Origin of the sequence: Photobacterium aquimaris (genome assembly GCF_002954455.1) — a bacterium.
GTDB lineage: Bacteria > Pseudomonadota > Gammaproteobacteria > Enterobacterales > Vibrionaceae > Photobacterium > Photobacterium aquimaris.
This window is the reverse complement of sequence record NZ_MSCC01000002.1, coordinates 533,378-557,538: the sequence shown is the minus strand read 5'-3', so window position 1 is coordinate 557,538 and position 24,161 is coordinate 533,378. Positions and strand designations below refer to the sequence as shown.

Genomic DNA, 24,161 nt, shown 5'->3' with positions numbered 1-24,161 from the left:
ATCTCAACCGAACAGCAGATTTAATTAACCGCAGATAAGATGTATTTTTACCAACTGATTTATAATGATTTATTTTCAATTTGACGCGCATAAAGCACTTCAAATTCGGTACAATAACGGTCTAAGTAGCACAATAAAAACTGAGGGTTATTATTTAGCCCATGAGTAACACAATAACGGATCGTTTTTTCAATACTTTTGATTTTAAATCGTACAAATTTTAAACGATACTGTAATCGTTGTTGTGGTAATAACAAAAACCGTACTAATGAAACCATCTTTAATCCAATGAATAATATAGCTTAATTACTGCTGCGCATTCTAACAACTTTTATAAGCAGATTAATCCTTTTAAATGGAATCAAAATTCTTAAAAATATACTGCCTATTATTAGTATCATCCTGCGAAATTTATTAAGATAATTAATCAATAAATAGCGATGACATGAATTTATACTCCCATCTCATCATTAAAATATTTTATATTTAAGCGTAAACATAACCAATCATGGTTATTAGTCGATGATTATTAACTCTAAAAATACTTTAATATTGAATTATTACGCATTATTTAAATATCACTTTAATGTATTAGCAATCGTTGCAGTATTACATCCCATCACCTTAATATATGACGTTGCTGCCTTTGGTAAAAATAATGAATATACCTAATACCATACAATGATGCCATTGCCATAATAAGATGTTTATTAACACAACGGTAATACCAAATACAACTTTGGTTACAATTAATTTATTAACAGCCTTAGTGATCGCATTGCATTGGCTATAAGCACTATGTATAAATAGAAAAAACCAACAAGAATAAAAATATGAAGCTAAGCCCCATAACATCATCGCATTGGCATCAAATAGAACATATTCAGCAATTAGCTTATGGCGATGATTATTTTGAATCTATGACTGTTTTAAAAACAAAAATAGCGATATCACCACAAACATGTTTTGTTTGTCTTGATGATGAACATCTGGTTGTCGGCTATCTGATTAGTCATCCTTGCGATAAAAAATCTCTACCTCAGTTAAATCAAGCCAGCAAATACATAGATAGTACGCATTTACATCTTCATGATTTAGCGATTACACCAGCATTACAAGGACAAGGACTGCCTTTTTTATTGATCAACCACTTATTTGTAACTCTAAAGACTATGGATTATCAAACAGCCTCATTAATTTCGGTCCAAAATTCAGCTTCATTTTGGCAGAAATTTGATTTTGTTATTGATGATTCGCTTAGCGTACCTACAGGTTACGGCTTCAATGCTATTGGCATGTCTCGTTTACTATCAATCTAATATGCGTTATTGGAAGTATTAACTGCCAAACCGTAGTTAATACTGTTGTTATTTTATAGAATAGTAATACAGTTACGACCATTCTTTTTCGAACAATAAAGGGCTTCGTCGATATGCTTAAATACCGCTTCTATTTGATCATTAGATGGAGAAAATTTTGTTAACCCAATTGAAGTAGTAATATAAATATAATTCGATATACGTATTTTCATGGCTGGCATAGGTATATATTTCACATACCATAATTAATATCTATCAACGTTTTATTTTATCGTCGTTCAACAAAGTAATTGCTGCCATTTTGCACAACGACTATTTAAAATAGCGCAATTTATTCATCTTTCGTATTAATCCTAGAATAAACAGTCGATTACCTTGACCACCACCATAAAAATGTTTATTGTAAATGCACTTAGCGGATATCGTATAATGGTATTACCTTAGCTTCCCAAGCTAATGACACGGGTTCGATTCCCGTTATCCGCTCCACTCTATTTTCTAAAACTAAAAAACGATATCAATCTCTCGATACCGCCTCTTAAATATAATCAAATTACGCTTGCACCATTAAAGCATTTGAGATGATTTATTCCATGATTGCGCAAAACCCTTGGCTGAAATCCTAAAGTTTAAATCTGATTTTTGCTTGTAAATATTGACAAATACTTTATGAATATTGACCGTTTCAGTATATTTAAACTGTGTGATCAGAAATGCCAATCCCTCATTGGTCGTTGGTGTATATACCCAGTAATTTTTACTATATTCTGTTCTACGACAAATCTTATCCATATGTACTTTTTGACCATTAATGGTCATTGATACCGTTTTATCAAAACCATTTTTATTACATTGGCTTAAAAAACGTTCAAAACCATTATTGTTATATTTGGCTTTATACAGCGAAAAGAAAACTTTTTTTGTCCCTGTTGCTCATCAATCAATGATGATAAAACATAGTGTCCATCAATACCTGATGAGTTCCACTCACCCGCTTTAGCATGGATAGGCAACAGTATGGTACAAAACCAAGCAAGCCAAAAAAATTTACTCATATTATTCCTTTAACATCAATAAAATAAACAATACCTGCATGACATTGTTTTGACCAAATATTAAATCTTATGGCATTACTTTATAAAAACATCGCAATATAATAACGACAAATTAAATAATAAAAATTTTAAATAAAAACCAATCAAGGCTGATCACAAATAAAAATTTAGTCATATTTAATACTGCATATTTTTTGCGACTGATATCATAGATATTAGTATCAATTTCAATTTTAAAAGATGATGCTCAATAACGTAAATTCACTTTTTTTTATAAAACTCAATCATAAAAAAGGTAATAACAGCGACGACTAATACTCCAAAAACATTGGATAACAACCAAAAATACCAAAATGGAACATAATGCCCAAATACTAAAATAGGGGCTGGTTTTATTTGATAACTATCACAGTATATACATCACCATGCATTATTTAATTAATGAATTAATTACAATTCATTGGTCATTTTTTATCGAGTATATTATGCGATGCACACCAATGTAATCATGAGTTCAGTTACTTCTACATGCACTCATCAATCAACAATACAACACAACTTTCTCCAGTTTATTGATGAGCATATCCATTTGCATGACGATACTGACTTCTTTTCTACATTAGTCAATGCGCGAATAGAAACCATTAATCACTTAATGCCATACCAAACAGATAATCTTTATCAGTGCATTACAAGTGATTATACACAATCTATTAATGGCATTGTGCCTCTAGATAGCCTTGCTTCTTATTATATTGAAATCGAGAAACAAGCTATCGCATTATTTGGCAATATCCTATGTTGTTGGGCTGAATATGAGTACTACCGTGTTATTCAGCGTGTGATTAGACAACCACTGACGAAAAATAACAGACTACAACGGTTTGATAATAAAGAAGATATAACTGAAGTTGTCGATCAGGTGGAAAATGACACCCGTTTATTTATAACGCCATACTGCGAACTTCCAATGACACTGAGTAATGCGATAGCATTAAAAACCATTGATAGTATCGTTAAGAAAAATTGCTACGAATTACTCTATTTTATAATGCTGCCAATTCATGGGGAATATGTAATCCAGTATCATTATAAAAATACCGATCTATTTCCAACTCTGATTACAACATCACAGTTTTAAATAGCAACGAACACACATAAAAAAATGCTCATACTAATGTTAGTATGAGCATCTAAAAATCACTTATAAACCAGTCCACATTGCAGCACCTGCCGCCCAGACTTCGACATAACTTGAGTTACATCGAAATTTTAGGTATCCCCGATTATTATCTTTTTGATAATTAACATATACCCAACCACGGTTATCCTTAGATTTATTATCTAACTGATTATCAGACATTTCTGTTACTGAGTAATTGGTTTTCACAGCAATACGCTGTTGACACATTTCAATATCTTTAACCGTTGGCGGCTGACGTGTTTCAGTGGTGATATCACAGCCAGATAATAGAAGTACAGTTGCTGCAACAAAGGAGTGTGTTTTCATTGGCTACTTACGTTATTTATTGTCAAAATTGTCGCTAATGAGAGACATTACGCAAGTATGCGCTTAAGCTCTGTTAGCAATGTGCGCGGGATTTTATAGATAAATAAAAAAAATGATAGTACTAATTTAGCTATTTAAACGTTTTTTTGAACACTATCACTTATTATTCTTCAATATCAATGTTAAATAAAAATATTAAAAAAGCTGTATATATAATATCGATATATACAGCATATTAATTCTTACTAAAATACAGTCATTAATTACAATTGCTGACGATTTTCAGTTAACCAATTGAGCCATGCATCCATACCCTCTCCAGTTTTAGCTGACAGCTTAATCACTTGAATTTCAGGGTTTACTTTACGTGCATTGGCAACGCAATCATCGATATCAACATCAACATAAGGCAGCAAATCGATTTTATTAATGATCATTAAATCTGCAGCTGCAAACATATTTGGATATTTAAGCGGTTTATCTTCACCTTCAGTCACCGATAAAATAGCTACTTTAGATGCCTCACCAAGATCAAAACTGGCAGGACAAACTAAATTACCCACATTTTCGATAAACAAAAAGCCAGGTTTATTAATCGCCAATTGATGATAGGCATCATGGATCATTTGAGCATCAAGATGACAACCTTTACCTGTATTTACTTGAATCGCAGGCACTGATGTTGCACGAATACGATCAGCATCATTAGAGGTTTGTTGATCACCTTCGATCACAGCGCAGGCACAGCGATCTTTTAATTCCATCAAAGTTTCAGTTAACAACGTTGTTTTACCAGAACCAGGGCTTGAGACTAAATTTAGCACCAATTGCTGGTTTTCAATAAAATGCTCTCGGTTATGAGCTGCAAGTTGATTATTGTTACCTAATATATCCATTTCTAGTGTGAGTAGTTGTCGCTGTGAAACACCAGCAACATGGACTTCAGCTTCACCCTTACCATAATGGAGATCACCTGAATTCAAACGCTCAGGTTGATGGTGCATATGATGATTATCGTCATGATGCGCATGATTAGTTTCATGCTCATGATGATGTCCATACGTTGCTTGCTGAAGCATAGTATCTGCTGGCAACGTATAATGAACATGATGATGAACATCACCCTGATGATGATAATGATGATGGATCACTACTGACTGCGGTGCATCTGTGCCAGCATGGTGGTGATCATTGTGCTGATGTGGATGTTCGTGATGATGGTGATCATCATGGCTGTGATCATGAGAATGTTCGTGAGAATGGCCTTCAATTCGACTATCTCCACAGCCGCATACGTTACACATATTACTCAACCTCGATATGTTTAATCATTAATTCATCGCCAGCTTCAACTTTTAATTGATAGCCCTGACAACGTGGACAACTAACGCCACGCTCTGGAATTTCTACATGTTGCTGACAGTCTAAGCACCATACTCGCGCCGCGACAGATTCAATCTTCAATGTAGCGTCTGCTGCGATAGTGCCACGGCTAGCAAATTCAAACCCCGTAGCTAATGCTTGAGGCTCAATACATGACAGTGTACCAATGGCTAATGTCACACTTGTCACGCGCTTAAAGCCTTGTTTCTTAGCCTGTTCAACCACGGTGTCAACCGTATTTATACTCAGTGATAATTCATGCATCGTTACGCTTCCTGTGATTCGCTCATTGACTTGATAGATTGGTGATGTAGCGCATACCATAATTGTCCAGCAGCAATGGCACCATCATTTGACGGCAATTTTTCACCACAATAAAGCGGTTGTGAGTGTTCTGAAAGTTGGTGATAAATATGATCGACTAGCACGCGGTTTTGAAACACTCCCCCACCAAGAACGACTGGATGGTTAGAGTATTGTTTAGCAATTGTGGCTATCATTTTTGCAATCGCCATCAACATACTGTGCGCCAAGCTATTGATCCATGTTTGACGCTGCTCGTCATTAATATCACTCACCAAAGGCAAAATATGTGCAAACAAAGGCTGCCAATCAATAATACCAGTCGCTGAAATATGAAATGATAGCGGAATATGATAGATATTTTTTTTCGCCGCTTGTTCTAATAGCAATCCACATTGACCTTCGTAATTAACTTTATCAACCAGCCCTAACAAGCAAGCCCAAGCATCAATAAATCGACCAATTGAAGAGGTATAAGGAGAACGACTGCCACTTTGCCATAGTTGATGCAAATTATTAAAATATGCCTCAGTCCATGTTGAAAAAGCACTTAATTGCATCGCTTTAATATCATCAAGCGTATAGCACTCAAGTAACATCGCAAATAATAGCCGTGCTGGTTGTTTGATTGCTTGTTCACCACCAATAAGACGAAAAGGTCGTAAGTGACCAATACGTTGGTAGTCTTGGCACGATGTAAGTAATACTTCCCCTCCCCACACAGTGTCATCATCCCCCCACCCCGTACCGTCAAAAGTGAAACCCAGTACAGGTTGAGTAAGATTAAATTCTGCCATTACCGCTAAAATGTGCGCATGGTGATGTTGAACTTGAAGTCGATTTACAGGCATTTCAGCCGCAGTAATCAACTGTTTTGCATACGCTGTAGAGTAATAGCTCGGATGTTTATCACAAACAATTTGCGCAGCGGTCACTTGATATAATCGCTGCAAGTCAGCAATTGTTTGTTGATAGCGCTGTTCGGTATCAAGGTTATTAAGATCACCAATATAAGGCGATAATACCCATTGCTGAGGTAACGCCAGTGCAATAGTCGATTTCTGCTGCGCCCCAAGCGCTAAGGTTATCGTCTCTGCTTTATGACCAAAGTGGCTATAAGGGGCATAACCACGCGCCATTCGCAATGTACGTATTTTTCCACCCGCATAATGTACGACACTGTCGTCACAGGCATGAACAATAGGACGATTATGATCAAGTACGCTATCAATCATGCCTGAGAATTGCTGTTCAATTTGCTTTATTTCAGTCGCAATTGGCATACCAGAAACATTAGCACTGGTCATAACTAATATCGCAGCGGTATTATTTTTTGCCAGTGCGTCAAACAATAAATAATGCAGTGGTGTATAGGGCAACATTACCCCTAAATAAGGCACATTAGGTGCAACATTCTCGGCAAGGCTAACCGTTGATGCGCCACAATGTATCGTTTGAGACTTATGCATTAACACGATAGGACGTGCTTGAGAATCTAATGCTTGCCATTCAATTACATCACCAGTAACTAATTGTTGTGCAGTGTCGATATCTGCAACCATGACTGCTAATGGCTTTTGTTGGCGATGCTTAATATGACGTAATTGTGCAACAGCATCAGTATTGGTGCCATCACACACAAGATGAAAACCGCCGAGCCCTTTAATCGCAACTACCGCACCAGCTTGAAGGCGTTGCGCTAACTGATCAATCGCCGCTTGCTGAGTTAATTCGACATCGACTATTGCGTCGTCACGATAATCAATAAACCGTGTCCACGGCCCGCAGACATTACAGCTTATTGGCTGTGCATGATAACGACGATCCAATGGGTTTTCATATGCTTGTTGGCAATCATGACACAATGCAAAACTTGCCATGCTAGTCGTAACCCGATCATAGGGTAAAGCACGAGTAATGCTGTAACGAGGACCACAATGGGTGCAGTTGGTAAAAGGATAGCGATAATAACGTGAGGCAGAATTTGCAATGTCTTGTTTACAGGCATGACAAAGCCCTTGATCAGGAGAAACACACACCGTAGTGCTGTCACAGTGCTGACTCTTCTCAATACTAAATAGAGCTGGCTTTTCAGAAGATTGCCACAACGAGAGTGATATAACTGTTATATCATCGATACGGCTTAAAGGCGGTGCTTGTTGCTCAAGTGAGGTAATAAAACGTTCAAGGTTTTCAATATTACCTTGCGCCTCAATTTTTACCCCTTCTGAATCATTAATTACCCACCCTACAAGCGCATATTGCAGCGCCAGTTGGTAGACAAAGGGGCGGAAACCGACCCCTTGTACAATGCCGGTAATATGAATATATTTTCGTGCAAAGTTGTCTTTCACTGTGATTATCCAGCTAAATTACGACAGCATTAATACGCCACCAAAGGCTGCCATAACAATCCCAACCACACGCATTACACGTTGGTTGATGGCTGAGGTCATGACTAATTTACCTAGTGCAATGCCTGATACATGTAAAATTGCAGTTGCTAACACGAAACCGGTAAAGTATTCCATCGCTTGTGCATCAAGCGGCATTTCCATACCGTGTGCCATGCCATGGAATAACGCAAACGCCATCACTAAGCCCGTTGCCAATTTTTCAGACAGACGACCGCCAGCTAACAACATTGCGCCCATACCAATCACTGATAAAGCAATGCCCATTTCGATGCCAGGTAATACCATGCCTGCAACACCTAATGCGCCCCCAATAACCATAATACCAATAAAAGCCATTGGTAAACGTGATACCGCTTTACCGCCCATTAATACCGCTAATAAACCCACACCAATCATTACTGATAAGTGATCAAGGCCTGTAAATGGGTGAACAAAACCGGTCATAAAACCCGTTGTTGTATGCGGTCCAATGTGACCAGGGTGTGCTAAAACGAAGGGTGAAAAAAGAGTAAGCGCACCAGCAACAACATGTTTAATTTTCATTTATATTTATCCTTAATGTAATAAAATCAACCCCCGACTTAACGGGCGATTTATTGCTAACAAGTAAGAAGGAGACCCACTAATTAACATTAAATTCAATACTTAAGCCTTGTTAAATCATCCCTGTAATACGTTCAGGATGCGCATAAGCATCTGCGCGACCATTACGGCAATGGCCCAATAACGTCAGATTAAGTTTTTCAGCCAGATCAACTGCCATTTTAGTGGCTGAAGATATAGCTAGCAGCACCTCAACTCCTGCGGCGGCCGCTTTTTGAACCATCTCAAAACTGGCACGACTAGTTACCAATACAGCCCCACCGGTTAACTGGCGCTGATGAATACAGCCCACTAATTTATCCAAAGCAATGTGACGACCAACATCTTCAAAAATGGCTTCTACTTGTCCTTGTTGGTTGATATATACCGCCGCATGAGCAGATCCAGTTAATTGATTTAACTGCTGTTTACGCAATAATTGTTGCAAAACAGGATCAAGAAAACCTAAATCAAACTCCACTGATGATGGAACTGGATTAAGCGCTCGACATACCGTTTCTAATTTTTCTTCGCCACAAATGCCACAACCTGTCAGTCCTGCAAGTGAACGACGCTTTTGTTGTAAACGTGCCACACAACGATTAGCAATGGTGACATTAATATTGATACCGTCACAGGTTGGTATCATATCGATATCATGAATATCACGATGATGGTCAATGATCCCTTCAGATAACGAAAAACCAATTGCAAACTGTTCTAAATCATTGGGAGTACACATCATTACTGTGTAAGCAACACCATTAAAAGCTATGGCAACCGGTGTTTCTTCAATGATGTAATCAAGCTCATTACAATCAGTTTTGCCTTTACGGTAACGTACGATAGGACGTTCACTCGCATTACAAAACATTGATTCCGGTAACGCTTCGAAGGTGTTCAACATCTTTTTCCTTTATTCATCTATGATGATGTTTTATTTATGATATTCAGTTAATTAATCGAAAATCTTGGCTATTCAAACCCATTTTTTGCATGCGCGATAACAAGGTGGTTCGCTTTAACCCTAACTGATTAGCAGCACCATTAGGGCCAGCAATAACGCCACCACAGCGAATTAACGCATCCACTATCATTTGTTTATCTACCATCGGCGAAGGCGATTTAACTGTCGCGGGTAATAGCGTATCTTGTTCCACAACTTCAACAGATTTACTAGCCAATATAGATGACGACGAAACCAATTCATGTGTAGGTACATTAAGTACATGGCCTCGAGTTAAAATAACTGAACGCTCAATCACGTTACGCAATTCACGTACATTACCCGGCCATGAGAATTGCTGCATAATATGCATATCTTCTGCGGCAATTGAGGTAATGTTTTTACCCATTTTTTTCGCAAGTTCGCGGGTAAAATGTTTTACTAATAAAGGAATATCTTCTGCTCGTTCTCGCAACGGCGGTATTTCAATCGGGAAAACATTCAAACGGTAATATAAATCATTACGGAATTGCTTCTGCTGTACCATTTGCAGCAGGTTGACATTAGTCGCCACCACAATACGTACATCGACACTGATAAGCTGATTTTTACCTACTCGCTCAATTTCATTTTCTTGCAACGCACGTAATAATTTAGGCTGTAACTCCAATGGCATATCACCAATTTCATCAAGAAATAATGTACCTTTATGTGCCTGCTCAAACCGACCAACACGTTGAGTAACCGCTCCTGTAAATGCGCCACGTTCATGGCCAAACAATTCACTTTCAAACAACCCACTTGGAATTGCAGCACAGTTCATCTTTACCATATCGGTTTTACTGCGGTGACTCATTTTATGAATGGCGCGTGCAATCAACTCTTTACCTGTGCCTGATTCACCTAAAATCAATACCGTACTATCGCAACTGGCAACTAAAGCAACCTGCTCTAGCACTTTATTCATCACTTCACTTTGACTAATAATGTCATCAAAAATAGCGTGCTCATCATAGCTATCTTCGATACTAATAAACTTAGTTTGAGAGCGATGTGGAATCGCAGATTGATGCACTTTAATACTGTGCATTGCTAATGCAACTCGTGCTGATATTTGTTTAAATAATTCAATCTCACTTGGCTCAAATTGGCTTTCTACCGCTTTGACATAACAAATATAACCAATGGTTACACCGCGAAATATCATTGGTATAACACAAGCACTTTTTGCCCACGATGAAAAATAAGGACTATTATCATCCCCTCTTAAAGTATAAATATCAGCCGCAGTTAAAATAACCGCTTTATTATTTTCAACCGCATTTTTAATCATGCTGTCATCAGTAAAAAAATGACATTGATAATCAATTTCACCTTCAATATCACCACCAGAATATTGATTATAGTGGCCATCTTGAGATTGAATGATTGATAATTCATTCATTCCAAATCGTTGATATAAAAAGTGTAATAGCGAGCCAATCAGTTCTTTTTTTGAACTTTGATTAATAACAGCATTAGTAATATCAACTAAAAATTGATAATCCTTATGCTCATTACTTAATTGTTGAGTTAACGATGAAGCAATTTGATGCTCAAGAATATGTTCGATCATTGCAGCAACCATATTATTGAACAACTTAAATTGTTTTTCTACATCATCATAACTCGGTAAACGAAGATTAATATATTCAATTGCTCCTAACTGCTGATTTGCTATTAGTAGCGGTATTCTACAATAAGTTTGAATATTAGTGTATGCCGGATGGATAGATAATTGAGGAAATGTTCGATAAAGTTCTTCGCCATTAATATAATGACTATATTCACATGATACAACATGATGAATACTTATATTATCCTCTGAATAATCATAGCGTTGGAAATTTTTATTCGCGTCTTGATAATATAATATTGATTGAGCATTTATATCATCTTTTAAAATAATATTAACACGATCGGCATCGATGAATAACAAACTTTCATTATTTAGAAAATTTATTACACCTGATATATCATTAATAGACAATAATGCCTTAGAAAAGATCATTAAATCGCTTTCAAAATTTTCCATCTTGACATTAACTCTTGCTGATAATATGACTTAAATCGTGAATAATAACTCAATCATTTGTTATACAATTCTCAAGTATTTTAATAACTAAGCATTGATCCATATCAATCAATAATTACTAACAATAGCATCACTAAAATAAAAGTAATAATATTATTAACTTATTGAGCTAAAAATTAAATAAGTGCGATTATTTTTACAAAAAAAACAAATAAGGCACCAAGATAAAAAATAATCAATACTTTATCTTGGAAACCTTATTTTCATTTATGAGTTATAAACTACAAATAAAACGTAATCTGTCTTATTTAAATAATTTAATTACGCATTTGCAACATGGTTTTTCAAACGTGCTTTCAAATTACTGTACTCAGTTTGTACATAATTTTCAGCCCACGGCTGATCATCAATATTTTCTACTTTAACTGCACAATATTTAAATTCAGGCGTACTTGAAATAGGATCCACATGTTCAATGGTTAATTCGTTACAAGCACCAATCCACCACTGGTATGTCATGTAAACCACACCTTTATTCACACGATCATTATAATTAGCGCGTGAGATAATTTTACCACGGCGAGATGATACCCAAACTAATTGTTGATCATCGATCCCCAATGCTTTGGCATCATTTGGATGCATCTGCACATAACCCGGTTCATCAGCCAATGTTTGCAACGCAGCACAGTTACCTGTCATTGAACGACAAGAATAGTGACCTACCTCGCGCACCGTTGATAACACTAACGGATACTCAGCATCTGGCTGCTCTAGTGGCGGACGCCAATCAGCACCAATGAAGATCCCTTTACCTGAAGGTGTTGTAAACTTATTACCTTCAAATAGGTACGATGTACCTGGGTGATCTTCTGTTGGACAAGGCCATTGTACCGATTTTAGATCAGCCATTTTTTCATACGTCACACCTGCATAATCAGGACATAACGCACGCAACTCATCCCAAATTTCTTGAGTATTGTTATACGACATAGGGTAACCCATGTACGTTGCTAACAAACTAAAGATTTCCCAGTCAGGCTTCACATTACCGGTTGGAATCACTGCTTTATAGAAGCGTTGGAAACCACGATCGGCACTACTGTATACACCTTCATGTTCGCCCCAACTGGTTGCAGGGAAGATAACATCCGCAAATTCAGCAGTTTGAGTCATAAAGATATCTTGAACGATAACCAGATCCATCTTGCGCATAGTTGCACGCATTGCAGCTAGATCGGCTTCAGTTTGCGCTGGATCTTCACCAAAGATGTAAAACGCTTTACAAATACCTTCATCAGCTTTGTGGCCAACTTCAGTTAAGCGGTAACCCGGCTTACCTGAAAGCTCTACACCCCATGCTTTTTCAAACTTTTCGCGATTAGCATCAACATCGACATTCTGATAACCAGGGAACTGATGAGGCAACATACCCATATCACAGGTACCTTGAACGTTGTTTTGACCACGAACCGGACCACAACCAACACCAGGACGACCAAAGTTACCGGTTAACAATGCTAAGCCAGCTAAACCACGAACCACATCAACCGCTTGACCATACTGAGTAACACCCATACCCCATAGAATCATCGCTTCAGGTGCAGCCGCGTATGTACGAGCCGCCATGCGAATATCCGCAGCGCTAAGACCTGTGATTTCTTCTACAGACTCTGGAGTATAACGTAAAGCAATTTCACGGAACTCTGCAAAACCTTCAGTATTATTTTCAACAAAAGATTTGTCGTATAAATTTTCTTCGATAATCACATTCGCTAACGCATTAACGAGTGCCATGTTCGAACCGTTCTTTAACGCTAGCCATTGATCAGCAACACGCGCTGATTCGATCTTACGTGGGTCACATACAATAATCTTAGCGCCATTTGCACGGGCTTTAAGAATATGTCTTGCTACAACAGGGTGAGAATCAGCCGCATTGTAACCGAATATGAGTAAGCATTTAGTAAGTTGAATTTCGGGAATAGCGTTACTCATTGCGCCATTACCTACTGTTGTCTCCAGACCGGAGACTGATGGTGCGTGTCACACCCTAGCACAGTGGTCAACATTGTTGGTTCCGATCACCGCCCTTGCGAATTTTTGCATCACATAGTTGGCTTCGTTACCCGGACCGCGGGCTGAACCTGTTGTCATTATCGCATCTGGACCATATTGCTTTTTAATTGCCATTAGCTTATCGCCAGCAAATTGAATAGCTTCATCCCAAGACACGGCTTCTAATGCTGATTCACGAGTACGGCGAATCATTGGTTGCTTTAGGCGTGGTGTTAATAAGTTGGTATCGTTGAGGAAATCCCAACCATAGTAGCCTTTCAAACAAAGTTGGCCTTCATTAGTACGACCCATTGCTGGCTCTGCTGCCACCACTTTGTTATTTTCGACAACCAACTTTAGTTTGCACCCAGTACCACAGTAGGGACAAACAACAATTGATTTTTTCATACTAACCTTTTGGCTATAATTGTTATTAATGTGTATTTAAACGAGGGCTTAGCGCCTTAGCGCACAATCGCTACAGCAGCATTGAGCGCAGCTGCTTCACGTTTTTGTTTGCTTGTTTCTTGTAATGTTTCAGGTTCAATAATCTGAATAGCGCTAGTAGGACAAACTTCTACACACGCAGGACCTGCTTCACGATGAGAACACAAGTCACATTTCAATGCTTGAGATTTAGGCACCATGCGCTTAAATAGCGATGCACCTTTTGATTCTTCAACCATCTTTGTCACGACATTCATTGCACCATAAGGGCAAGCAATGACACAGGTTTTACACCCGATACAACGTGACTGAATCACTTTTACATAGCCATCTTCTAAAACGATAGCGTTATTAGGACAAACCTGCGCGCAGGGTGCATCATCACATTGACGGCACATTACGGGTGTTGTTACATGCGCATTTTTCACCAATGTCAAACGTGGTGAAAAATCCTTTGGTGCAACACCTGTTAATTTTCCATCCGCTTGATGTGAGACAACACATGCGATTTCACAAGTTCGACACCCAATACACAGATTTGGATCTGCAAAAACAAACCGGTTCATGGTCTATACCTTGTTGATATCGATACATCGCAACATAGTCTTATGCTACGATACCTTTTAAGCATTAATTATACCAAAAATAAAGATTTGATAAATTTATTTTTAAATTGCTGAAATTAAATCAAAAAAAAGGAAGTACATGCAGTGCTGTACTTCCTTTTTTAGTAATGTCGATAACCACATTAACCTCGCCACTTGATTCGACATTATTCGTCAGTGACTATCGACACCCTTCGACACTGTTTATTTATCGACAGTACCAACCGGCATTAACAATGCTCAAAACCACCCGACCCTTGCCACTCAGGCAAACGTTGATAAATAGTTTCAACGGCGGTTTGCACCATTTCAGTTAGTGGAAATGAAAATGCCACAATCGCTGGTTGAATGCCGACAAAAATCACCTCTGGTACAAAGGTTTTTAGATCATCAATTAAGAAATTTAATGGCAAACTGTGAGTAGAAACCACATACATATCAACAATGGTTTCTGGATCTATGATCCTAACTTCTCCAGCTTGTTCACCAATATCAGCCGCATCGACCACAATCACACGTTGCGGTTGTGATTTTCGAATCAGATGCAGACAATCTTCAGGCATTGAACCGCCTTCAAGCACGCTCCAATTCTCAATCGGGTTGGCTTTGATCATTTTCGCCAATAATGGACCTGCGCCATCATCACCCATCATGCTATTACCCACGGTAAGCACAATATTGCTAACGGACAGATCAACATCATCATTAGAGACACTTTTGCCCATCACGGTTGACAGATTCACTTCCTGCAGCATAGTTAGCGTATTCCTCGAATCATCATGTACATGGTTGGCTCACGATGAATATCACCTAGCGCTGCAATAAAATCGCGGGTTAATTGCTGTGAGCGCGCATTTTGGGTCGAGGTATCAATTCGATCAAAGGCTAACGCCAGCATATTAAGATGTTCTGGATAAATAGTAATTTCGCCAAACACAAAATAGCCCTTCATTTTATTGAACGCTTCACCGTCTTGTGGCAACGCGCTGATCCATGTCAGGTATTCATCACCTTCGCATTCAATCACAGCTTTTAAGCAATCAACTACACCTAAGTGATGGCCAATTGCCAAACTGTAATACATGATTTGTTTAGCTTCTTCAGGCACATCATAACTTTCATCAACAAACTTACGTCCTAAAGTATAAAAATAGACGCGGCCTTGAAAATGTCGAGATTGTGTTAATTCCGCTAAAACATCACTCATTGCTGGCAGCCTCCACATGATGGCGAACCTTGACCAGAACAAGCTTCTGAACCAGTTAATGCTGCCATGGTTTTTGATAGCAAGATATTAACGATTTCAGTTAAACGTGGATCATCTTTGGTCGCAAGATAGTCACTTATTTTTTGATCAACGTTATCAGCACTACAGGTTGCAAGTACATTCAATACATCATCTGCAATACGTTGTCCTTGTACATAACCCGCAAGTAAGCGTGCTTGACGTTCAATCATCACCTTAATATCCAATGGAATTTCGGTATGTTTTAAACTCGCCTTTTGCACTTCAGGTTGATGTACCTTGGCTTTCAATTTTTGATCAAGTAGTCCTAATGCCACTGCAAATCCAAAAATGGTTGCAGCAGGTGTTGGCGGACATCCCGGAATATAAACATCAACCGGAACAATTTTATCTGTACCCCCCCAAACACAGTAAAGATCGTGGAAAATACCACCATCACAACCACATGCACCGTATGAAATCACAATCTTAGGATCTGGTGCTGCTTCATAAGCCCGTAATGCTGGAGCACGCATTGCACGTGTTACCGAACCGGTATAAAGTAAAATATCGGCATGTCGTGGCGAAGCAACAACTTTGATACCAAAACGTTCGGTATCAAAAATAGGCGTCGTTGCGGCAAAAATCTCAATCTCACATGCGTTACAACCACCGCAGTCCACACGATATACATAGGCTGAACGACGAATTTCCTTGATTAGCGCGTCTTTTAGTTTTTGACTATTGGGTGGCAATTCAACCGGTACGGTCTGAGTATGAGCTGTGCCAACTAATTGTTTAATACCTTTCACTTTTGCTCCTCAAGGTAACGTAGGTGACTGACATTTTCGCTGTCTAGCATGTTGTTGCTACGACGACATTCAGGGCAAGTTTCAAGCTGTTTACGACGTTCTTGTAATTGTTCACCGCTAACGCCGCTTTGCGCTAAGGTATCAATCACATATTCAAGCAGTTTACCTGCAACAAAAGGACGCTCACATTGACGACAATTCGCCAAGGTAAAAACCGCTTCATCATACAGATCAGCTTTACTGGTCACTGCTAGCTCAAAATTCTGAGTCAGTTTAATTGCATGAGTTGGGCATACTTCTTCGCAACGGCCACAAAAAATACAGCGCGCGGTTGAAAGCTCCCAGCGACGAGTGCCTGACTTAGTATCAGTTTCCATGATCAATGCATTGGCAGGACAAGCACGAGTGCAAGCTCCGCAAGATAAACATTGATCTGCATCGAGTTCAGGTTTACCACGAAAATCCTCATTAACTTCCATCGGAGCAAAAGGATACTTAGTAGTAACATTACCAGTTTTAAGTACTGTTTTTAATAACTTAAACACATGTCCTCCTAAAGCTTAAATGGCGAGTTCTTGCGGTCAATGCTGTACTGCTCAATCGCTTTATAAGGAATAGTTTTACTGCGCTGTTTTTTAGTATCAACAATCGTTACGCGGTCAGTACATGAGTAACATGGATCTAAACTACCGATAATTAATGGTGCATCTGCTACTGTGTTGCCGCGTAACATGTAACGTAGTGTTGGCCAGTTGGCGTATGTTGCTGCACGACAACGCCAGCGGAACAGTTTCTGGTTATCGCCAGTCATACTCCAGTGAACGTTTTCACCACGTGGCGCTTCAGTAAAGCCCAGCGCAAATTTATTTGGCTTGTAATCGAAACCTTCAGTGAGAATTGCACCCGGTGGTAGGTGATCCAAACCGTATTCAATCACATTTAATGATTCAAATACTTCACGAATACGTACCATCACTCGTGAGAATACATCACCATTTTCCATTACTTGAATATCAATCGGCACACTACCGTATGACTCTAACGATTGACCATGCACAGTACGTACATCGCGATTAAAACCACTAGCACGAATCATTGGACCAACAGGACTGTAATCACGTGCAATCTGCTTTGATAACACACCTACGTTTTCTGTACGACTGCCAATGTTAGGTGTAGCAAGCAATACATCCACCAGCTCTGAGAATTTCTGACGAACTTCTTTCACCATCGCAATACCTTGTACGCGCTGCTGTTTTAGAAAATCGCGGCGCACGCCACCAATTAAGTTCATGCCGTACGTTTTACGTGCACCAGTAAGCAATTCAGCAAGTTCCATGGTTTTTTCACGAACGCGGAAAAATTGCATAAAACCAGAGTCAAAACCAACAAAGTGGCTTGATAGACCGATGTTAAGCATATGGCTATGTAAGCGTTCAACTTCAAGTAATACGGTACGGATCATCTTAGCGCGGAATGGCACATCCACTGATAGCGCATTTTCGATGGTATTGCTGTAACCAACACTATGAGTAAAACCACAAATACCACAGACACGGTCAGTTAGCTGTGCCACTTCATGATAACCCATGCGTGTTTCAGCTAATTTTTCCATACCGCGGTGAACATAGAACATACGGTAGTCGGCATCAACAATGTCTTCACCATCGACGAACAAACGGAAGTGACCCGGTTCATCAGAAGTAATATGCAAAGGACCTACAGGTACAATACGGTTGCTATCATCGCCCAGTTGATTATCAAACTGATAGGTTTCAGTTTCTGTTGTCGGTTGTGGACGCTGACGGTAATCCATCGCATCTTTACGTAATGGGTGTAGATTTTCAGGCCAATCATCAGGTAATACTAAACGACGTTCATCAGGCAAACCTACCGGACGTAAACCGTACATATCACGGATTTCACGCTCGCCCCATACCGCGGCAGGAATGGTTGGCGTAATAGAGATAAACTCTTGGCTATTAGCATCAACCAATACTTTTACCGTTACCCAGCTTTTCACTTCACCTTCCATAGAAAGCGCATGATAAACCGCAAAGTGACCATTAAGACTACGCTCATCATTACCAAAAGTAACCGTTAACCAGCCACCTTGATCGTAATAAAGCCACTTCATCACTTCAACCAATGAGGTCATTTTAACCGTGATAGTAACTTGGTTTTCTGTCTGCCATTCTTCATCAATAATCGCGGATGGAAAGAAATGATTCACACCATCGACATAGTTTTTACCAATACGACCCGCTTGTGGCTGCGAGTGAAATTGTTGAGATGTATTGTTTGTCATATCTATTACTTACCAACCAAAAATTAAAAATATCAGTGCCAATACAGCCACTAAAAACGCAGGGGAAATTACGCGATTAACCTGAGTAAAACGTACACGTGCCATGGTGTTTTCAACCAAGCCAGCAACTAAGAACACCACAAACAATTTAATCAACAGAATAATGGTAGCTGAAAATAAACCGCCAAAACTCAAGCTACTTGCTTTGCCCCAAGGGATGAAAATCGCTAGGAATAGCTGCGCAACAACAAGTTGTTTTAAACCTAAACCCAATTTCACCATTGCCAATGCAGAACCAGAATATTCTGTCACAGGGCCTTCTTGTAACTCTTGTTCTGCTTCTGCACTATCGAACGGTAGTTTGCCCATTTCGATAAACAACGCAAATGCACACACAATACCAGCAAGAATAATAGTTAGTGGATGCTGCCAATAATTATTGGCTAACGCATGACTGATATAGCCTAAATCGGTCGTACCAACACTCAGTGCAACCACAACAATAGCTAGGATTAATATTGGCTCAACTAAAATACCAAGTGTTAACTCACGGCTACTACCCATACCTGCAAACATACTGTTTGAATCAATACCTGATAACGAAAAGAAGAAACGGAAAATCGCTAACAGATAAATATCGGTAATAATGTCACCTGAAATAGGAAATGGTGACACTTGAGTAACCGTTGGTAATGCCATACCAATTAATAGCATTGTTACCACTAACACCCATGGCATGATCCAGAAAATAAAACCAGAGTTTGCTGGAGCAACCGATTGACGACGTAATAATTTGGCAATATCACGGTAGTCTTGTAATACACCCGGACCTTGGCGCGAATGAATTTTGGCACGAATAACGCGAGAGAAACCGGTCGCAAGCGGCGCTAACATCAACATTAATATGGCTTGAAAAATCGCTAATACGATCCAACCCGCTGTTGGCATTTCAAGTGGGGACATTAGAGACTAACTCCTGAAATGAGAGGAACGAATAACACCACAACCACTACGGCAATAATGCAGAATCGACACACTTTACGGCCATCTAGTGTCGGCGTTTCACCACCATTACTTAGATAAGGCAATACAAAGCGTTCAGTAAATGATTGCTGACGGTTGTTATAAATAAACCCAAACATATGGCGCATCGGACGGGTAATACCCGCCGCTGATACCGTCATTTTTTGCTCATATTGATAACCACACGCCCAAGGATCACCTTGATGACGACGCTCAAGACGACGTTGACGGAAAGCATAAAGCAACGCTGCTGGAACTAATGTTAATAGTGCCAATACAATCGCAATTACTGGTGTTGAAAGAATTGCTTGATCAGCAACCGCAGGATAAACCGTTAAACCATGTGCAACCGTTATTGGCGCCATGTTTAACATTGAAGATGCAATGGATGAGAAATAAGGTGCAATCCACGGCGCACATACACCAAGTACAACACACAATACAGCCAGTGATGTTGTCGCTGTAATCATCGCAGGACCCACTTCGCGAGTATTTGCAGCACGCTCTGTTTTAGGCGCACCAGTAAAACAAATACCGTACACTTTCACAAAACACATACAAGCTAAAGCACCGGTAAAGGCTAGCATTACCATACCAAACGGACCAAATAGCATGTTAGCAACCGAGCCTACTTTACCCATGCTAAATAATGACTGATAAATAAACCACTCAGACACAAAGCCATTTAATGGTGGTAAGGCACAAATTGCCAATGTACCAATTAAAAACGCAGCCGCTGTTTTTGGCATTGTTTTTGCTAGGCCACCCATGTCATCCATTTCTTTAGTATGCATGCGGAACACAATTGAACCAGAGCCTAAACATAATAGGCCTTTGAACACCGCGTGATTTAATAAGTGGTATAAGCCACCCAATAGACCAAGTAGAGCTAACACTGGATGATGTGACGCAATACCAATCATACTCACACCGACACCAATTAAAATAATGCCAATATTTTCAATCGTATGGTAAGCCAATAGTCGTTTGATATCGTGTTCTGCCAACGCATACATTACGCCAAGCACAGAAGATACCGCGCCAAAGATTAATACCAAGAAACCCCACCACAATTGAGTTGCGCCAAGGAATAAAATCGCAAATTTCAAAATACCGTAGATGCCAATCTTAACCATCACACAAGAAATTAAGGTTGAACAATATGACGGAGCAATTGGATACGCTTTCGGTAACCAGCCATGTAAACCAATACCAGCAGCTTTAATACCAAAACCCACTAAAGCCAATAAGAACACCAATGATGCTGTTGCCCCTGTAACAGGATTTTGCATAATAGCGCTGAATTGATAACTGTCGGCATGGGAAGCTACGATCATAAATGCCACCACAACCAATAAGCTCGCGGCATGATCAGCAATAAAATATTGCAAGCCAGCTTTTTTACTTTTAACGCTACCATCACTAATAACGATCAGCCAAGAAGCCAGTGAAATGATCTCCATAAAAATAATAAAGACCATTACATTGGCTGACACCACAAGGGCTGTCATCGCTGCAGCAAAAATATTGAAAAGCACATTAACTTTCCAACCGCCTTTGCCATAGTATTCTTCAAGATAATTAATTGAATAAACAGATGCTGCCATGGTGACCACAGAAATAACCACCACCATCAATGCTGATAACATATCCATGCTGAACCAATGGCTCATTGCAGCAGTAGCATCGGCAGTATCGTAACCTGATACGATGGTGCTAATACCTGCAATAATGCCAAACAGGCCACCAAAGGCACTGATCACACCAGCAAGGCGTAAACTTTCTTGCTCATGCTTACGCCCTTGATACGATAGAATCGCAGCCACGGCATAACTTATTAAAGCAAAACAAACTAAAACTAATGGACTCATCGTGTTACTGCTCCACCTTTGGCTGATGCTGAACTATCCGCCGCACATTCACGTTTAATATCGCGTGCTTTAGCAATATTTGCTTCGTCAATTAGCACGATCGCTTGTGTTGGACACACTTCAGCACAGGCTGGTCCTTGTTCACGGAAACCACACAAATCACATTTAACCGCAATGCTCTTTACTCCAGGCTCCCAAGCAAGAATATCTTGACCAAATGTGCTGGGGATTGAAGTTGAAGGGTTACTTGAACGAATGGTTGAAGGGATATAAGTATCGTAACTATTTGCCATCGCAATAGGTCGACTACCATCAAAAGCGATTGCACCAAAAGGACAAGCAACAGCACATAACGTACAACCGACGCATAATGTTTCATTAAGCATCACACGATCTTGTTGCTTAGTGATCGCTTGCACTGGACATACAGTTGCACAAGGTGCATCTTCACAATGACGACACATCACAGGCGCAGTGGCGTCATCAAGTTTAACCACGGTTAGGCGGGGATGGCTTTGCAGTCCTTGTTGTTTATGTACTGTCGAACAAGCTGCCATGCAGGTGCCACAACCAATACACTTCTCAGGATCTGCAATTACAAAGCTTTTCATTGTCTACCTAGTCAATCGCAAAAAAACCTATTAAAGCAATAATTATGCCAAATAGGGATAATTTAACTTACCCTAATTATTTCAGTAATTTAACAAAGGTTTCATGACGCTAATTTACTTTTGTTGTAGCTATATACTCAATTAAATGTCGTCACAGATTATGTCGACACTCGACATCGACACATATCGACACTAAAGGTATTTCACTGTCATCTTTATTTTGGCAGTCAAACAAACCACATGTATAAATTATTATAATTAATAATATAATAAAATTATATTGATATAGCAGTAAAATAGGAGCATTAATTAACTTTTATATATATTTTACATGATAAATATAATCAATATTAATAAGGTGGCGCTTTAAAAACAAAGGCATTATTATACTTCTAAATAATAACTTAAAATGTCACTATAATGATAAACAACTACTTCAAAAAATTATCTTTGCTTATTTGTGGTTTATTCATCTCATCTTTTAATTATGCGACTGAATCAATGTCAAGTAATTACTATCAAGATACTAATGGTAACTTCATTGGTTATACTCACGATCCAGAAGATTATATTCACGAATATAACTCTATTGCTTCTTTATTCAGAGGCGAGTGGAATGGTTTAATGGATGTTAATGGCAACTTGAAATATGCTAATTACCCAGAATATGCCTCTATTTTGACAAAAAACACTTATTATAAAAATACAGATTGTTCTGGTACTGGTTATTTTTCTTTTATTACAACGGACTCTGTTGCTATCGATCCATTTAACACTCAGGTAATAAAAAACAGTCACAACAAATATATCAAATATACTGTACAAACACTTGCTACTTATTCATCAGACTCTCATCCTGCTGATATGCAGTCTTATTCAATACTAAATGCAAATGGCGAATTAGTATGTACAAAAACACCACGCGCAACTATTAAGCAACAAATAGCAGAAATTGAGCATAGAATAAATAACCATGCTGAGTATGAAAACGATGCTGATGAGCTAGAGTTCTTACAGTCGCAATTACATCATACCGAGCCTAGAGCCGTTGCAGCAGTTCTAGATACAGGCACTGATATTACCAATAAATACAATTGGATGGGATTTAGGAACCACCTTAATGGCAGCGTGTCAGGGTTTGTAAAAGGGATTAATTATGAAGCTGGTATCAAATTTGTCGAGAATATATCACCACCAACACCGCCTGAGGAACTAAGATATGTACGTACATCACATGATATTAATATTCGCGTTCAGTCTAATGGCTCAATTGGCTCTGTTAGTATCACTCAAGGTCCTGATATTAAAATTAGCCAACTGTTTGCCGTGAAAAAGTCACTCGGTATTTATGAAGTTAATATACCTGAACCATTTTTACCAAAAAATAAAGCCGTTAAGCATTTACAATTGCAATGCTCAATGAATGTTGGTGCTTCAAGCGTGATACCGAATGCAAACATTGGTTGTTATAAAATATCTAATCAAAATAAAATTCGTGTTACTACAACGTTAAATGAAAAATATCACAGTTCTGATTTCAGTTTAAGTATTAAATATTAATTAACAATACTTAAAGCGGAGTGGATATATATCCACTCCGCTTTTTTATGCA

General features: G+C 38.9%; 23 protein-coding genes and 1 tRNA gene. 4 read left to right on the top strand and 20 right to left on the bottom strand.

Annotation, left to right across the window (positions count from 1 at the left end; translation table 11 throughout):
- Positions 1-59 precede the first annotated feature (59 nt).
- Positions 60-278 (bottom strand): hypothetical protein, encoded by a 219-nt coding sequence (locus tag BTN98_RS13220; protein WP_060997171.1) that lies wholly within the window; start codon positions 276-278, stop codon positions 60-62.
- Positions 279-833: 555 nt separating this feature from the next.
- Between BTN98_RS13220 and BTN98_RS13215 the strand changes: the two genes are divergently transcribed.
- The gene (locus tag BTN98_RS13215; RefSeq protein ID WP_060997172.1) at positions 834-1,319 is read left to right on the top strand and encodes a GNAT family N-acetyltransferase; all 486 of its coding nucleotides are present in this window, start codon (positions 834-836) and stop codon (positions 1,317-1,319) included.
- Positions 1,320-1,372: 53 nt separating this feature from the next.
- On the opposite strand, the gene BTN98_RS20850 is transcribed toward BTN98_RS13215, so the two are convergent.
- Positions 1,373-1,531, bottom strand: a complete 159-nt coding sequence (locus BTN98_RS20850) for a GGDEF domain-containing protein (protein ID WP_162271147.1) — start codon at positions 1,529-1,531, stop codon at positions 1,373-1,375.
- Between the two features lie 203 nt (positions 1,532-1,734).
- On the opposite strand from BTN98_RS20850, the gene BTN98_RS13205 reads away from it, so the two are divergent.
- Positions 1,735-1,808: transfer RNA gene (locus BTN98_RS13205), tRNA-Gly, on the top strand.
- 368 nt (positions 1,809-2,176) lie between these two features.
- Here the strand turns inward: BTN98_RS13205 and BTN98_RS20660 are convergent.
- Positions 2,177-2,374 (bottom strand): dynein light chain family protein, encoded by a 198-nt coding sequence (locus BTN98_RS20660; RefSeq protein ID WP_240616123.1) that lies wholly within the window; start codon positions 2,372-2,374, stop codon positions 2,177-2,179.
- Between the two features lie 508 nt (positions 2,375-2,882).
- Between BTN98_RS20660 and BTN98_RS13195 the strand changes: the two genes are divergently transcribed.
- The gene (locus BTN98_RS13195; protein WP_156674915.1) at positions 2,883-3,515 is read left to right on the top strand and encodes an acyl-homoserine-lactone synthase; all 633 of its coding nucleotides are present in this window, start codon (positions 2,883-2,885) and stop codon (positions 3,513-3,515) included.
- A 63-nt stretch (positions 3,516-3,578) separates the two neighbouring features.
- Here BTN98_RS13195 and BTN98_RS13190 read toward each other — a convergent pair whose 3' ends face one another.
- The 17 genes from BTN98_RS13190 to BTN98_RS13110 all read right to left on the bottom strand — a co-directional run bounded on the left by BTN98_RS13190 (position 3,579) and on the right by BTN98_RS13110 (position 22,549).
- Positions 3,579-3,884, bottom strand: a complete 306-nt coding sequence (locus BTN98_RS13190) for a hypothetical protein (RefSeq protein WP_060997175.1) — start codon at positions 3,882-3,884, stop codon at positions 3,579-3,581.
- Between the two features lie 263 nt (positions 3,885-4,147).
- Positions 4,148-5,188 (bottom strand): hydrogenase nickel incorporation protein HypB, encoded by a 1,041-nt coding sequence (gene hypB / locus BTN98_RS13185; RefSeq protein WP_060997176.1) that lies wholly within the window; start codon positions 5,186-5,188, stop codon positions 4,148-4,150.
- Between the two features lies 1 nt (position 5,189).
- On the bottom strand, positions 5,190-5,531 hold the full coding sequence (gene hypA, locus BTN98_RS13180; RefSeq protein ID WP_060997177.1) for a hydrogenase maturation nickel metallochaperone HypA: 342 nt from the start codon (positions 5,529-5,531) through the stop codon (positions 5,190-5,192).
- Positions 5,532-5,533: 2 nt separating this feature from the next.
- Positions 5,534-7,924, bottom strand: coding sequence for a carbamoyltransferase HypF (gene hypF, locus BTN98_RS13175; RefSeq protein ID WP_060997178.1), 2,391 nt, complete (start codon positions 7,922-7,924; stop codon positions 5,534-5,536).
- 18 nt (positions 7,925-7,942) lie between these two features.
- Positions 7,943-8,530 carry a HupE/UreJ family protein gene (locus BTN98_RS13170; RefSeq protein ID WP_060997179.1) on the bottom strand — a complete coding sequence of 196 codons (588 nt, stop codon included), beginning with the start codon at positions 8,528-8,530 and terminating at the stop codon, positions 7,943-7,945.
- 112 nt (positions 8,531-8,642) lie between these two features.
- Positions 8,643-9,476 carry a formate dehydrogenase accessory sulfurtransferase FdhD gene (gene fdhD / locus BTN98_RS13165; protein ID WP_060997180.1) on the bottom strand — a complete coding sequence of 278 codons (834 nt, stop codon included), beginning with the start codon at positions 9,474-9,476 and terminating at the stop codon, positions 8,643-8,645.
- Positions 9,477-9,519: 43 nt separating this feature from the next.
- A complete protein-coding gene (locus tag BTN98_RS13160) occupies positions 9,520-11,589 on the bottom strand; it encodes a sigma 54-interacting transcriptional regulator (RefSeq protein WP_060997181.1) in 2,070 nt (689 codons plus the stop codon).
- Positions 11,590-11,910: 321 nt separating this feature from the next.
- Positions 11,911-14,055, bottom strand: coding sequence for a formate dehydrogenase subunit alpha (gene fdhF, locus BTN98_RS13155; RefSeq protein ID WP_082732112.1), 2,145 nt, complete (start codon positions 14,053-14,055; stop codon positions 11,911-11,913).
- A 56-nt stretch (positions 14,056-14,111) separates the two neighbouring features.
- Positions 14,112-14,660, bottom strand: a complete 549-nt coding sequence (locus tag BTN98_RS13150; protein ID WP_060997184.1) for a 4Fe-4S dicluster domain-containing protein — start codon at positions 14,658-14,660, stop codon at positions 14,112-14,114.
- Between the two features lie 269 nt (positions 14,661-14,929).
- On the bottom strand, positions 14,930-15,424 hold the full coding sequence (gene hycI / locus BTN98_RS13145; RefSeq protein WP_060997278.1) for a hydrogenase maturation peptidase HycI: 495 nt from the start codon (positions 15,422-15,424) through the stop codon (positions 14,930-14,932).
- A gap of 32 nt (positions 15,425-15,456) precedes the next feature.
- On the bottom strand, positions 15,457-15,906 hold the full coding sequence (locus tag BTN98_RS13140) for a formate hydrogenlyase maturation HycH family protein (RefSeq protein WP_060997185.1): 450 nt from the start codon (positions 15,904-15,906) through the stop codon (positions 15,457-15,459).
- Positions 15,903-16,736, bottom strand: coding sequence for an NADH-quinone oxidoreductase subunit B family protein (locus BTN98_RS13135; RefSeq protein ID WP_060997186.1), 834 nt, complete (start codon positions 16,734-16,736; stop codon positions 15,903-15,905). The genes BTN98_RS13140 and BTN98_RS13135 overlap by 4 nt, the downstream gene beginning before the upstream one ends.
- On the bottom strand, positions 16,733-17,281 hold the full coding sequence (locus BTN98_RS13130; protein WP_060997187.1) for a formate hydrogenlyase complex iron-sulfur subunit: 549 nt from the start codon (positions 17,279-17,281) through the stop codon (positions 16,733-16,735). Before BTN98_RS13130 ends, BTN98_RS13135 begins: the two co-directional genes overlap by 4 nt.
- Positions 17,282-17,289: 8 nt before the next feature.
- A complete protein-coding gene (locus BTN98_RS13125) occupies positions 17,290-19,044 on the bottom strand; it encodes a hydrogenase large subunit (RefSeq protein WP_060997188.1) in 1,755 nt (584 codons plus the stop codon).
- Positions 19,045-19,053: 9 nt separating this feature from the next.
- Positions 19,054-20,007, bottom strand: a complete 954-nt coding sequence (locus BTN98_RS13120; RefSeq protein ID WP_060997189.1) for a respiratory chain complex I subunit 1 family protein — start codon at positions 20,005-20,007, stop codon at positions 19,054-19,056.
- Positions 20,007-21,938, bottom strand: a complete 1,932-nt coding sequence (locus BTN98_RS13115) for a proton-conducting transporter transmembrane domain-containing protein (protein WP_060997190.1) — start codon at positions 21,936-21,938, stop codon at positions 20,007-20,009. The genes BTN98_RS13120 and BTN98_RS13115 overlap by 1 nt, the downstream gene beginning before the upstream one ends.
- Complete coding sequence (locus BTN98_RS13110; RefSeq protein ID WP_060997191.1) at positions 21,935-22,549, bottom strand: 4Fe-4S dicluster domain-containing protein; 615 nt, start codon at positions 22,547-22,549, stop codon at positions 21,935-21,937. The genes BTN98_RS13115 and BTN98_RS13110 overlap by 4 nt, the downstream gene beginning before the upstream one ends.
- Before the next feature lie 501 nt (positions 22,550-23,050).
- Between BTN98_RS13110 and BTN98_RS13105 the strand changes: the two genes are divergently transcribed.
- On the top strand, positions 23,051-24,109 hold the full coding sequence (locus BTN98_RS13105) for a hypothetical protein (protein ID WP_065190142.1): 1,059 nt from the start codon (positions 23,051-23,053) through the stop codon (positions 24,107-24,109).
- The last annotated feature ends 52 nt before the right edge of the window (positions 24,110-24,161 follow it).

Coding starts and splice junctions, on each gene's coding strand:
- BTN98_RS13220 (WP_060997171.1), bottom strand. CDS start 278: ATGGTTTCATTAGTACGGTTTTTGTTATTACCACAACAACGATTACAG.
- BTN98_RS13215 (WP_060997172.1), top strand. CDS start 834: ATGAAGCTAAGCCCCATAACATCATCGCATTGGCATCAAATAGAACAT.
- BTN98_RS20850 (WP_162271147.1), bottom strand. CDS start 1,531: ATGAAAATACGTATATCGAATTATATTTATATTACTACTTCAATTGGG.
- BTN98_RS20660 (WP_240616123.1), bottom strand. CDS start 2,374: ATGAGTAAATTTTTTTGGCTTGCTTGGTTTTGTACCATACTGTTGCCT.
- BTN98_RS13195 (WP_156674915.1), top strand. CDS start 2,883: ATGAGTTCAGTTACTTCTACATGCACTCATCAATCAACAATACAACAC.
- BTN98_RS13190 (WP_060997175.1), bottom strand. CDS start 3,884: ATGAAAACACACTCCTTTGTTGCAGCAACTGTACTTCTATTATCTGGC.
- hypB (WP_060997176.1), bottom strand. CDS start 5,188: ATGTGTAACGTATGCGGCTGTGGAGATAGTCGAATTGAAGGCCATTCT.
- hypA (WP_060997177.1), bottom strand. CDS start 5,531: ATGCATGAATTATCACTGAGTATAAATACGGTTGACACCGTGGTTGAA.
- BTN98_RS13170 (WP_060997179.1), bottom strand. CDS start 8,530: ATGAAAATTAAACATGTTGTTGCTGGTGCGCTTACTCTTTTTTCACCC.
- fdhD (WP_060997180.1), bottom strand. CDS start 9,476: ATGTTGAACACCTTCGAAGCGTTACCGGAATCAATGTTTTGTAATGCG.
- BTN98_RS13160 (WP_060997181.1), bottom strand. CDS start 11,589: ATGGAAAATTTTGAAAGCGATTTAATGATCTTTTCTAAGGCATTATTG.
- BTN98_RS13150 (WP_060997184.1), bottom strand. CDS start 14,660: ATGAACCGGTTTGTTTTTGCAGATCCAAATCTGTGTATTGGGTGTCGA.
- hycI (WP_060997278.1), bottom strand. CDS start 15,424: ATGGGCAAAAGTGTCTCTAATGATGATGTTGATCTGTCCGTTAGCAAT.
- BTN98_RS13140 (WP_060997185.1), bottom strand. CDS start 15,906: ATGAGTGATGTTTTAGCGGAATTAACACAATCTCGACATTTTCAAGGC.
- BTN98_RS13125 (WP_060997188.1), bottom strand. CDS start 19,044: ATGACAAACAATACATCTCAACAATTTCACTCGCAGCCACAAGCGGGT.
- BTN98_RS13120 (WP_060997189.1), bottom strand. CDS start 20,007: ATGTCCCCACTTGAAATGCCAACAGCGGGTTGGATCGTATTAGCGATT.
- BTN98_RS13115 (WP_060997190.1), bottom strand. CDS start 21,938: ATGAGTCCATTAGTTTTAGTTTGTTTTGCTTTAATAAGTTATGCCGTG.
- BTN98_RS13110 (WP_060997191.1), bottom strand. CDS start 22,549: ATGAAAAGCTTTGTAATTGCAGATCCTGAGAAGTGTATTGGTTGTGGC.
- BTN98_RS13105 (WP_065190142.1), top strand. CDS start 23,051: ATGTCAAGTAATTACTATCAAGATACTAATGGTAACTTCATTGGTTAT.